The organism is Collinsella sp. TF05-9AC, assembly GCF_003438495.1.
Classification (GTDB): Bacteria; Actinomycetota; Coriobacteriia; order Coriobacteriales; family Coriobacteriaceae; genus Collinsella.
This window is the reverse complement of the sequence record NZ_QSSH01000023.1, coordinates 24938-36331: the sequence shown is the minus strand read 5'-3', so window position 1 is coordinate 36331 and position 11394 is coordinate 24938. Positions and strand designations below refer to the sequence as shown.

The following is an 11394-nucleotide window of genomic DNA, read 5'->3' as shown; positions in this document are numbered from 1 at the left end:
CCAAGCCCGGTCCCGGCCGGACAGCCCACGAACGCTACAGGTTCTTGACACCCATCGCGCGCATGGCGTTCAGGATGGCGATGATCGCCACGCCTACGTCGCCGAACACAGCAAGCCACATGTTGGCAATGCCGAGTGCTGCCAGCACTAGAATCAGCAGCTTAATGCCCAGCGCAAAGATGATGTTCTGCCAAACAATCGCCATGGTCTTGCGCGCCACGCGGATCGCGCGGGAAATGTTGGACGGCTTGTCATCCATGAGCACCACGTCGGCGGCCTCAATCGCGGCGTCGGAACCCATAGCGCCCATGGCAATGCCCACATCGGCGCGCGTAAGCACAGGTGCGTCGTTGATACCGTCGCCGACAAAGGCGAGCTTGCCCTTGCCGCTTTCGGCCGCGAGCAACGCCTCAACACGCTCGACCTTATCGCCCGGCAGCAGCTGCGCGTGGAACTCGTCGAGACTGAGTTGCTTGGCCACAGACGCCGCAACCTCCTCGCGGTCGCCCGTGAGCATGACGGTGCGCTTGACGCCGGCGGCGTGCAGGTCGCTGATCGTCTGCTCGGCATCGGCCTTGACGGTGTCGGCAATTACAATGTGGCCGGCATAGATGCCATCGACCAGCACGTGAAGGATCGTACCGACGACCTCGCAATCGGGCGCTTCGACTCCGGTCGCGGCGAGCATTTTTGCGTTGCCAACGACGACGTGCTTGCCGTCGATGGTTGCCGTCACGCCGTGGCCCGCGTCGTTGGCGGAGTTGCTAACGCGCTTGGGGTCGACCTCGCCCTGGTAGGCGACACGCACGGACTGCGCGATGGGGTGATCGGAGAACGACTCCGCAAGAGCTGCGACTTCAAGCAGCGACTGCTCGGTATAGCCAGCCTCGGGGTGCACCGCGACCACCGAGAACGTGCCGTTGGTGAGCGTGCCGGTCTTGTCAAAGACGACGGTGTCCACATCGGCGAGCGTCTCGAGGTAGTTAGAACCCTTGATGAGGACGCCCAGCTTGGATGCGCCGCCAATGCCGCCAAAGAAGCTGAGCGGGACGCTAATCACGAGCGCGCACGGGCAGCTGACGACCAGGAAGGTCAGGCCGCGCAGGATCCAGTCGGACCAGGCGCCGGTGACCAAGCCGCCGCCGAGCGCGAGTACCGCGGCAGCGCCGGTGACGGCGGGCGTGTAGACGCGGGCGAAGCGCGTGATAAAGTTCTCGGTGCGCGCCTTCTTTTCGCTGGCATTTTCCACGAGCTCCAGGACGCGTGCGACGGTGGACTCGCCAAAGGGCTTGGTGGTGCGCACGTGGATGAGGCCCGTCATGTTGATGCAGCCGCTGATGATGTCGTCGCCGGACTTGGCGGGGCGGGGGATTGACTCGCCCGTGAGAGCGGCGGTGTCGAGCTGGGTTTCGCCCTCGACGATGACGCCGTCGATAGGCACGCGCTCACCGGGCTTGACCACGATCACGGTGCCGACGGCGATGTCATCGGGGAAGACCTGCTCGAGTGTGCCGTCGGGCTGCTCGACGTTAGCGTAGTCGGGCGCGATGTCCATCATGGCACTGATCGACTTGCGGCTCTTGCCCACGGCGTACGCCTGAAACAGCTCGCCGACCTGGTAGAACAGCATGACGGCGGCGCCTTCGGCCATGTGCGGGTCGGTATCGGGGAAGAGCACCATGGCAAACGCGCCGATGGTCGCGACGGCCATGAGGAAGCTCTCGTCGAAGGCCTTGCCGCGGCGGATGTTATTGAATGCCTTTTGCAGTACGTCGTAGCCGGCAATCAAAAACGGCACGAGGAACAGCACAAAGCTGGCGTAGATGTCGCCCGGGGTGCCGAATGCGGCAGTGAGGGTGCCGAGCTCATCGAGGGCGTACACCACGGCAAAAATGCCCAGCGCTACCAGGATGCGGTTGCGCTTATGCTCGAGTGATTCTTTTTTCTTGCGCTTCTTCTTTTTCTTTTTGGGGTCGGCGGTGGCCATGACTCGTATCCTCCCATTTGAATGAATGAACACTCGCTCATATAATTTCGCGAGCAAAGGCCGCGGCAAGCGCGGCCTTGCAGGTTGGCGTAAACCTGGGCTAGAGAATGATCTCGCAGTCCGGCTCGGCGTCGGCCGTAAACTCAACAACGCGGTTGAGCACCTCGTCGAACTCGGCGTCATCGGCCTCGAGCGTCAACTTCTGGGTCATAAAGTTGACCGAAACGGATTTGACGCCCTCGAGCTTGGCCAACTCGTCCTGAAGCTCGCGCGCACAGTTGGCGCAATCGATCTCATCGAGCTTGTACTGCTTTTTCATGGTGGGTTCCTTTCCCGTTTTTGCGGCTTGGGTGCAGGCCGCGCTGGTACCGTGGTTGGTTGCTATTCGCAGATATGGCTCATGCCCTGGTTGAGCATGGTGTAGACGTGGTCGTCGGCGAGCGAGTAGAGGATATTGCGCCCGTCGCGCCGGAATTTAACCAGGTGCGACTGCTTGAGTGTGCGCAGCTGGTGCGACACCGCGGACTGCGAGGTTTCGGTCGCTTCGGCGATGTCTGCCACGCAGAGCTCGCGGCCCATGAGGGCGTAAAGGATCTTGATACGCGTGGTGTTGCTGAAGACCTTGAACAGGTCGGCGAGGTCGTAGAGAAGCTCCTCGTCGGGAAGGTCCTCGGGCGAGCAGGTGGTGGGGATCACTGGCTCGGTGGCCTCGGTGTCGGGTTTCGTTTCATCAACGCGGATGCTCATTGCAATATCCTTTCATATGAACATACGCTCAAATAACTTACTTCCGATTATATGAGCGTATGTTCATATGTCAATACAATTTGCGTTAATTTCGATGACTGCTTGCCGCCTCTGCGATTTTCTGTGGGTTGGGAGACATCGACGCAATGCTCGCCAACATATTTCGAGATGTTCGGCTAGCATGCTAAGAAAGCCACCTTGAGAAGCATTAGAACTGTTCATATTTGTACTTTATCGTGTCAAATACCGCGAGAATCAGTTCTTCCTCTTCGGGAGTTTCTGCAGAATCAGTTTTATCTAAAGTTATATTGAGCATTGCTGCAGCCAATCTGGCACATCGGTGGCCGAATAAGTCGAAAAATGTAGGTGGACATCCGCAGAGATCGCCTTTAGAAGAGCGAATTCTCAATTAGATCAATAATCGTGTCGTCTTCCGTGCGGTTTTCATCGATTTTTGCGAACATGTCGCATTCCCAAGCCCCATTGATTTCCTCAGCAAGGGCCCCGACGTGTTGCATGTCGTCGGGTTCGGGCACATCGTTGATGCTCGGGTCATCAGCTTGCGGATATTGGCTTGCAATTTCGCGCTTGGCGGCCTCTTCTTCTTTGAGTGTCTCCAGGACGCGGCGACCGTATTCGAAGTAGCGCCGCAAGACAAATTGACGAAGAGTTTCTTGCAGGATGGCGAAGTTATCCGGGAGTCGACCGGGCCATATCTTCTCGCGAATGCGAATCGCTTCCATGACCCGTTTAAAAGCGGACTGCTTGAAAAACGAATGACGATTAACCGTGATAACGGCATATCCCATGTTTCGCAGCGTGTTTCGGCGCTCCTCGTCAATTGATTGCTGCTCGGGTTCGTCGTGGTAAAAGCCGTTGTATTCGATATCGGTCATCGAATTTTCGAGCAGCGCGTCGAGGTAGAAAACCGTCCGTCGCGTTAGGGCGGCGTATCTTTTGGGGACTGGGATCGGATAATCCGTTTTGATAGCGCGTATGGCTAAGCCACCCATTGACTTGGGCATTGTCAGCATCATGACAAACGCCGTTTCGAGTGGGGAGCGACAGCCTTCGTGTACATAAGAAAGTGCCTTAAGTGCTTTATTAGATCCACGATACCCCGGTGCCTCTGAAAAGAAGGCTCTGAGCTCTTCAACGCTGGTTAGGGCTGGGCGCTCGCGATATTGAGTTTCGTCGGACGTTCCAAGCGCGTAGGAGCCGCAGATTTCAAAGTAATACTCAACGAGCTCCGAAAGGTTGAGGTCGGCTGTTGCTTCTAACGCGCACAGCTTGATATCGACGATGTAGACGTTCGGCTCGAGTTCTAGGTAGCTTTCTGCATCAAACGTATAGCGCGTGCAGTGGCAGATGCAGCCCTTGCGGTGCCTTTTGGCATTATTGGAAAACGTCAGCACATGGATACGTTCAGAATCGACATTCTTTCTGTTGAGCCATGCTCGTGCCGCTTCCAGGTCGGACGTGGTCGGCGCAGACACCCTGATCTTTTCCATAGGTATGGGACCGGTCGCGTAGCTTGCGAGCGAGTTGGCTGTTTGGTATACAGCGCGTGCCGTGGTATGTGACAGAATGATTCCCATACGCGCATGATGGCATAGCGGACGCCGCATACGCCCGAAACTTCGGGCAACGGTATTGGGGCGCGGCTTATCTTCTGCGAACGGTGGGTTTTTGAGCTGTCGTATTGAGGGAGCAGCTTTGGCTGGGGAGGTTTCTGCCGGCTGCCCCTTTTTGATGAACTTTAGTTGCGGATTCGTAGCTTCTAAGCGTTTTTGCCGACCGCTCAGATGCCTCACCAACATAATTTGAGTTATTCGGCCTTATCCTATACAAATGGTGCGATCGCAACGTCCTATTCGAATTGATTCAGGTAGATTTATGGGGCTTGGTTGCGAAATTAAGGCGATTTTAGCTTCGATTGCGGTTCAAGGGGCCTTGACTAGTGGTTCAGCTGGCCGAACAACTCGAAAAATGTAGGTGGGCCAACCTGCCGACTATGTGAAGCACGCGTATTTGCTCGTTTTGATGAAAACTAGGGTGCAGCCATAAGGCTGCGCCCTAGTTTACTGCGTGTCGGTGTGCCCAGACGGATTGCGCTGTGCCTGGCAGGCGCTCCCGCAGATGGATCGGTTATTTCGCGAATAGGTTCTTGAGGTTGAACTCGGCCTGAACCGTGCGGAGCATGAGGTCGGTGTCGTCGAGGCCCAGGTGCTGCTCGTTGGCGTCGGCGGCGAGGGTTCCACGGCGGCGCGCCCAGTTCTCGAGTGCGGCGGGCGCGGATTCGCGGGGGAGCGAGCGGACGTCGGCATCCAGGCTGCGGCAGATCTGGCGCGAGTCGATGACGATGATCTTGCCGGCGCGGCGTGCCTCGGCGTAACCGTCCAGGTGGATCTTGAACCAACTGTCCTCAAAGGCGGCGTTGTGCGCCATGTACGGGTACTTCTTCATAAGCTTGAGCAGCTGCTTCTGCAGTTCCTTGTTCTCGCGGAATGGCTTTTTGCCGTCGATGTCGTCCCAGGTGATGTGGTGGATATTCGACAACGGCACATCCTCGCCGCGGTAGATGTCGGGCAAACCGCAGTAGTGCGCCTCGGCGTCGTGCGGGACGGCGTCGCTGGTGAGCTCCATGATTTCCCAACCCACATTGATGATATAACCGCGCTCGGGTGCACGGCCGGTGGTCTCGATGTCGATACCGAGCACGGTGCCCTGGATGGGCTTGCGGGCGTAGGCCACGCCGAGCGCGTCGCGGTCGCCGCGGATCTCGCGCATGACCGACGCGGCGGTGCGCTTTTGCATCTTGCCGATGGCGGCGCAGGTGTCGGCATCGGACAGGCCGCGCGAAAGCGTCGCGGGCGTCACGTTGCGCAGGCGCGCCTCGCCAATCTGGTCGCACAGGTCGCGGTTGCGGTCAGCCAGGTCGCGCACGGTGGCAAAGTCGAAGCTGGGGTCGCCCTCGGCGGTAAAGTACTCGGTTTCGAGCACCTTAAGGGCCTCCTCGCCCTTCTGGCGCTCGGACTCCATGGCGCCGTGATCGCCATAGATAAACATGGGAATAAACGGCTGGCGCTCGTATTCGAGTGCTTGTGAAACGTTCATATAACTGCTCCTTGGACGGGCCGTGTCGCGCGGCTCGGTGGCATTGAGTTATGGCGAGATGATAGTTTACCATGGGCAACTATTGGCATCGCGCCTAGGACAACTACAATACCCTAGTTGACCGCTAGGACTTTTACAATGCTGCCGAAAGACATGAAAGGTTCCATCCGTCATGGATTTGCTGATTGATATTCTGCTCGACGCCGGCAAGGACACGCTCTCGCTGGCGCCGTTTTTGTTGGTGACGTATCTTGCTCTCGAGACACTTGAGCACGTTGCGGGCGACCGCGTCAACGGCGCTATCAAGCGCGCCGGCGCTGCGGGTCCCGTGGCTGGCTCGCTGCTGGGCATTGTGCCGCAGTGCGGATTTTCGGCCATGGCAGCAACGCTGTACGCCGGCCGTGTCGTGACGCTGGGCACGCTGGTCGCCGTGTTCCTCTCGACCTCCGATGAGATGCTGCCGCTGTTGCTCGCCGAGCAGGTGCCCGTGCAGACCATGGCGATGCTTTTGGCTTCGAAGGCACTGATCGCGCTGGTCACGGGCTTTATCGTGGACGCGGCTATCCGCGGCCTTCGTCGTAATTCCCGCGCGCATGCGGCGATTCGCCGTACCGTGCTGGGGACCGCTGCCAATCCGGCTCATGTGAACTGCGCGCACGACGACCATACCGGGGGCGACATCATTGATGAAGTGGCCGAGGCGGGCGTGAGCGCCGACCACATCCACGAGTTGTGCGAGCGCGACCATTGCGGTTGCGATGATGATGAAGATGAACACGAGCGCGACCACGGACACAGCCATGACCACGGTCACGCAGGCGAGCATGAGCACCACCACGGCCATGGGCACGACCACGGTCACTCCCACGAAGGTGCGCCCGTCCTGTCGATTATCCGCAGCGCGATCTCGCACACCGTGCAGGTTTCGGTTTTTATTTTCCTGGTGACGCTGATTCTAGTTGCCGTGCTCGAGACCTTCGGAGAGTCCGCGATCGAGCAGTTCCTGCGTGGCAACGAGACGCTCGCCGTCTTGGGCTCGGCACTCGTCGGCCTGATCCCCAACTGCTCGGCCAGCGTGGTCATTACGCAGCTGTACCTGGAGGGCGCGCTACAGCTGGCGCCGATGCTCGCCGGCACGCTCATTTCCGCTGGCGTGGGCTATCTTGTCCTGTTCCGCACCAACCGCAGCGCTCGTGAAAACGCCGTGTTCCTGGTCATGATGTACGTCATCGGCGCCGGCTGGGGCCTTATCCTATCCGCCTTCGGCCTCTAAGTAGGCCTAAAAAATGGGCTTCAAATAGCCATGCTCGGCGCCTGCGCAATGCGGCGACGCATGGCATTTTGAAGCCCATTTTTTGTTGAGCCATGGATTCCGAGCGCTCACACCGCTCAAAACAAAAAGGTAGATTTCCGGGCATGTCCCGAAAATCTACCTTGGTTAGCGCAGCAGCTCGGTGAGGTTGCGCTTAAAGCGGGCCCGGTCTTCGCTGGTAAATGCCGCCGGACCGCGAGTGCGACCGCCGGCGCGGCGCACCTTCTTTTCCTCGTGGCGAATAAACAGTTGCATGTCGATGGTCGCCTTATCGTAGACGCGCCCGCGCACGCCGATGGCGGCGGCATCGCGCCCGAGCACCATGCTCGCCAAGCCAATGTCCTGCGTCACGACTACGTCGCCCGCCTGCAGGCGTTCGACAATGGCAAAGTCGGCGCTGTCGGCGCCCACGCTCACATCGAGCGTCGTGACCCAAAATCCGCGTCGCGCATGCTCGACGTCGCGCGGATCGTCGCGGCGAATGTGGCGTTCCAGGTTCTGTGTGCTGTTGCCGGCGATAACGACGGCGACGCCCGCCCGCCGCGCGCAGTCAATCGACTCGCGCGTGACCGGGCAGGCGTCTGCATCAATAAAGAGCGTTCGCGGCATCTAGTGCACCAGTTTGCCAAATTGAATAGCGCGAACAATCAGCGTTACGCCAAACACCAGCAGTGCGGCGCCGCTAAAGATGACGAGCATCTTGGCCGACCACAGCGGATAGATAAACACGAACATGCCGGCGATGATGGAGAGCGCGCCGCTCAGGATGGCGAGGGCACGGTTGGACGAAAGCTCGGACTCCAGAATGGACATGACACCTTCGACGATCCAGCCAAAGCCGGCCACGATAACCACCATCGTGGTGAGCGTCGCGGTCGAGAAGGCCTGGTTGCGCAGGATTATGACGCCGCCCAAGATAATGAGTAGGTTGGAGATGATGCTCGTCACGCGCCAGCCGGTGGGCAGCAGTGGCTCGAAAACAGCGGTAAACAGCCTGATCGCGGCCGTGATCACAAAGTAGAAGCCCAAGACGGTCGTTAAGAAGACGAGGGACTTGGCGGGCGCAAACAGCAGTGCGATGCCGGCGACGAGCGCCAAGACGCCCGTGATGGCGTAAATCCAGCGCACGGCCTTGACGGCCTTGCCTGCCATGCTTTTCTCGTCAAATCCAAACTGGCTCGATTTTTGGTCATCATTCTTAAAGATGCCCATAATGTCTCCTTTCCGTGCGGCGTAAGCCTTGATCGTTACGACCAGTATCGCCTAAAGGCGCTGACGTATGGGTCGGGGAGGGTGAAACGTAACCCAAAGGCCCCGAATTGTTTCCGTTGTTCCCCACGTCGCGATTTTCTATTCAACAGGTGTAGAACATTGCGGCCCTGTTCGTTATTGCCTACGTTTTAGGTTAGATTTTCCTAAGAACAATTGCCCGAAATTGGGGGTCCCTATGAACGAAACAGTTCCCGCGGCGCCGTCTAGCGCGGAGTCGATGGCAAAGCAAGGTTGCGAAAAGCTCGGCCTGGACACGTTTGACGCGCTGGTCCGCCGCGCCCGTACGTGCCGTCGCTTTGACGAGTCCATGCGCGTGCCGCGCGAGTTTTTGCTCGAGCTGGCGGAACTGGCGCACCTGGCTCCCTGCGGCGCCAATGCTCAGCGTCTGCGTTTTCATGTGGTAAGCGGTTCCGAGGACTGCGCTCGCGTGTTTGACGAGCTTGCATGGGCCGGCGCGCTTAAGGACTGGTCGGGTCCTGCCGAGGGCGAGCGCCCGACCGGCTACATCGCGATTCTTGCCGAGCGCGCCGTTCCGGGCAAGCCCGCCGCTCCTATTACCGAGGTCGACACGGGCATTGCCGCGCAGACGATGATGCTCGCCGCCCGCAGCGCCACGCCCGAGGTGGCTGCCTGCATGTTCAAGGCCTTTACGCCCCACGCGATCGATGCCATGGGGCTCGATAGCGACAAGTATGAGCTCAAGCTGATCATGGCGTTTGGCGTTCCGGCCGAGACGCAGGTGATCGATGCGATCGATTCCAACCCCGACGGCTCAATTAATTACTGGCGCGACGAGGCGCAGGTGCACCACGTACCCAAGCGCCCGCTTGCCGACGTACTGGTGTAGCTGAGCGTCACCGCGGTGTGATCCGGCGGTAAACCACCACAAAGGTACCTGTCCCCTTTGCGGTGGTGCGAGGGGAGGACGTGTGGCAGATTTGTATTTGGTGCGGCATGGACAGACTGAGCTCAATGTGCAGAACATTTTGCAGGGTGGGCACGATTCGCCGCTTACGGCGCGCGGGCGCGAGCAGGCGCTGGCGACGCGCGCGGCGTTTGAGGCGCGTGGCGTGACCTTTGACCGTGTGTATTCCTCGCCGTTGGGCCGGGCGCGGCATACGGCTGAGCTAATTGCTGGTGAGGGCCGCTCGATAGAGCTGGTCGATGACCTGCGCGAGTGGCATTTGGGCTCGCTGGAGGGTACATCAAATCGCGAGATGCCGCCGCAGCCCTGGGGTGATTATCCGGTGGCCTTTGGTGGCGAGTCTGAAGGCGAGCTCCAGTCGCGCATGGTCGCGGCGCTGTCCCACATCATGGCCAGGCCGCAGCACGACTGTGTGCTGGCAGTCTCCCACGGCTCTTCCTGCCAGGAGTTTCTTGAGTATGTGACTGGCGGGGGAGAGCTACCCGACAACGGTGCCGTGCTTCATTTTGGCTATTGCGACGGTGCGTTTTCGCTCCTTGATTGGTAACGAACGAAAGGACCCCTATGAATAAAGACCTGTATCTGGTTCGTCATGGGCAGACAATATTCAACCTTAAGCGCATTATTCAGGGTTGGAGTGACTCGCCGCTCACGCAGCTGGGATGCGACCAGGCGGCACGTGCCGGCATGTTCTTACGTGCGCGCGGCATTGAACCCGATCATGCCTACACCTCCACACTTCATCGCACCGAGCAGACTATCGCCAACCTGTGGCCGGGCTTGGCGTACGAGCGCCTGGACGGTCTGCGTGAGTGGTTCTTTGGCGACTTTGAGGCCGAGCGCGTGATGCTTATGCCCGAGCGGCCGTGGCGAGATTTCTATCGTCAGTTTGGCGGCGAGGGCCAGATGCAGGTGCGCGAGCGCATGGCGGCGACGATAACCGATCTTATGCGACGTCCGGACCACGAGTGCGTGCTCGCGGTGAGCCACGGCTCGGCTATCAAGGAGTTTTTGGACCACGTGCGGGGCGCGGCGGCCGACGAGCGCGAACGCGTGCCGGGCAACTGCTCAGTGCTGCAGTTTGCGTTTGACGATGCGGCCGATACGTTTGAACTGGTCGAAGTCTTTACGCAGGAAGACTACGCGCGCGAGCTGGGGCTTGAACCGCTCGTGGCTACTGCGGGTCCGCAGCGCGGATAACGCGAGCGCGGCGGCACGGGTCGTCGGCATAACTTCTCGACGCAAAAGGGGCGGAGATGCATGTACCTGCTGCATCTCCGCCCCCTGTTTGTTGGGCTGCCGATTTTTGTGCTGGACGGTCTGGTCTTGCTAGAACCGCGCGACCTGGTGCGTGAGCAGACCCGTCGGAACCTGCGCCGCGCCGCCGCTGACCTGCGCGGCGGGGAAGAGCGCAGCTACGGCAAAGTTGAACGGCTCTTTGCCCGTGTAGGTGCCGGCGGCACGTGCATCGTCGGCCAGGAGCTGTGATGCCTCGACTAGTGCGACAGCGTAGGCAGGGTCGTCGGCCAGTGCCGGCTCCGGCGCCTGGTCGAGCATGGCGCGGATGGCCCCGACGGCGTCCTCGCGCTTGACCTCCCACACGCGGTGCGTAATGCCGGCGGGGTCGGTGACGGCATAGAGTGAAGCGCCCTCTTTTGCGGCGCCGAGGATGATATCCATGACGGGAGAGGCTTCGTAGACAAGCGTTACGGGACGGGGCTGTACCTTGAGGTCGGCGATTGCGCGCGCAGCGGCGGTCGTATCGGCGGCAACCGCGTCGCCGCCCGCCAGCGCACCAACCGGGCAGATCGCCACGACACCCGTCACACGTCCCGGCTCGCCCGAGCATTCGTACACGTAATACGCCGCACCCGGGTCCTTGAGCATCAGACCATCGGCAATGGCTCCGCGCAGAGCATCGTTGCCGCTCATGATGCTGTCCATTGCAGGCAGCGCCTCGAGCACGCGGTCCTGAGCCGGGCGGATGCAGGGAAACGGAAGTGCTTTCATGGGCGGTCCTAACGCACGAGTCGG

12 protein-coding genes are annotated in these 11394 nt (G+C 59.9%); 4 read left to right on the top strand and 8 right to left on the bottom strand.

Going from position 1 to position 11394, the window contains the following annotated elements:
• Window positions 1–34: 34 nt before the first annotated feature.
• From DXC52_RS07240 to DXC52_RS07220, 5 genes are all read right to left on the bottom strand, one after another.
• Entirely contained in the window at window positions 35–1987 is a 1953-nt protein-coding gene (locus tag DXC52_RS07240) for a heavy metal translocating P-type ATPase (RefSeq protein ID WP_199409489.1), read from the bottom strand.
• 100 nt (window positions 1988–2087) lie between these two features.
• Window positions 2088–2306, bottom strand: a complete 219-nt coding sequence (locus tag DXC52_RS07235) for a cation transporter (protein ID WP_022095001.1) — start codon at window positions 2304–2306, stop codon at window positions 2088–2090.
• Between the two features lie 62 nt (window positions 2307–2368).
• Entirely contained in the window at window positions 2369–2734 is a 366-nt protein-coding gene (locus DXC52_RS07230) for a helix-turn-helix transcriptional regulator (protein ID WP_117746721.1), read from the bottom strand.
• 389 nt (window positions 2735–3123) lie between these two features.
• A complete protein-coding gene (locus DXC52_RS07225) occupies window positions 3124–4245 on the bottom strand; it encodes a hypothetical protein (protein WP_147330606.1) in 1122 nt (373 codons plus the stop codon).
• Between the two features lie 637 nt (window positions 4246–4882).
• A complete protein-coding gene (locus tag DXC52_RS07220) occupies window positions 4883–5851 on the bottom strand; it encodes a hypothetical protein (RefSeq protein WP_006235437.1) in 969 nt (322 codons plus the stop codon).
• 172 nt (window positions 5852–6023) lie between these two features.
• Here DXC52_RS07220 and DXC52_RS07215 point away from each other — a divergent pair, with 172 nt between their 5' ends.
• Window positions 6024–7124 carry a putative manganese transporter gene (locus DXC52_RS07215; protein ID WP_117746719.1) on the top strand — a complete coding sequence of 367 codons (1101 nt, stop codon included), beginning with the start codon at window positions 6024–6026 and terminating at the stop codon, window positions 7122–7124.
• A gap of 165 nt (window positions 7125–7289) precedes the next feature.
• On the opposite strand, the gene DXC52_RS07210 is transcribed toward DXC52_RS07215, so the two are convergent.
• Window positions 7290–7772: a DUF188 domain-containing protein gene (locus DXC52_RS07210; protein WP_055310731.1), complete on the bottom strand. Its 483-nt coding sequence runs from the start codon at window positions 7770–7772 to the stop codon at window positions 7290–7292.
• Entirely contained in the window at window positions 7773–8375 is a 603-nt protein-coding gene (locus tag DXC52_RS07205) for an HdeD family acid-resistance protein (RefSeq protein ID WP_035137275.1), read from the bottom strand.
• A gap of 277 nt (window positions 8376–8652) precedes the next feature.
• On the opposite strand from DXC52_RS07205, the gene DXC52_RS07200 reads away from it, so the two are divergent.
• The 3 genes from DXC52_RS07200 (at window position 8653) to DXC52_RS07190 (ending at window position 10560) form a co-directional block, all read left to right on the top strand.
• Window positions 8653–9282: a nitroreductase family protein gene (locus DXC52_RS07200; RefSeq protein WP_199409488.1), complete on the top strand. Its 630-nt coding sequence runs from the start codon at window positions 8653–8655 to the stop codon at window positions 9280–9282.
• Between the two features lie 82 nt (window positions 9283–9364).
• Entirely contained in the window at window positions 9365–9907 is a 543-nt protein-coding gene (locus DXC52_RS07195) for a histidine phosphatase family protein (protein ID WP_117746717.1), read from the top strand.
• A gap of 17 nt (window positions 9908–9924) precedes the next feature.
• Window positions 9925–10560 (top strand): histidine phosphatase family protein, encoded by a 636-nt coding sequence (locus DXC52_RS07190; protein ID WP_117746716.1) that lies wholly within the window; start codon window positions 9925–9927, stop codon window positions 10558–10560.
• A 129-nt stretch (window positions 10561–10689) separates the two neighbouring features.
• On the opposite strand, the gene DXC52_RS07185 is transcribed toward DXC52_RS07190, so the two are convergent.
• The gene (locus DXC52_RS07185; RefSeq protein WP_117746715.1) at window positions 10690–11370 is read right to left on the bottom strand and encodes a DUF1015 family protein; all 681 of its coding nucleotides are present in this window, start codon (window positions 11368–11370) and stop codon (window positions 10690–10692) included.
• Window positions 11371–11394: the final 24 nt, after the last annotated feature.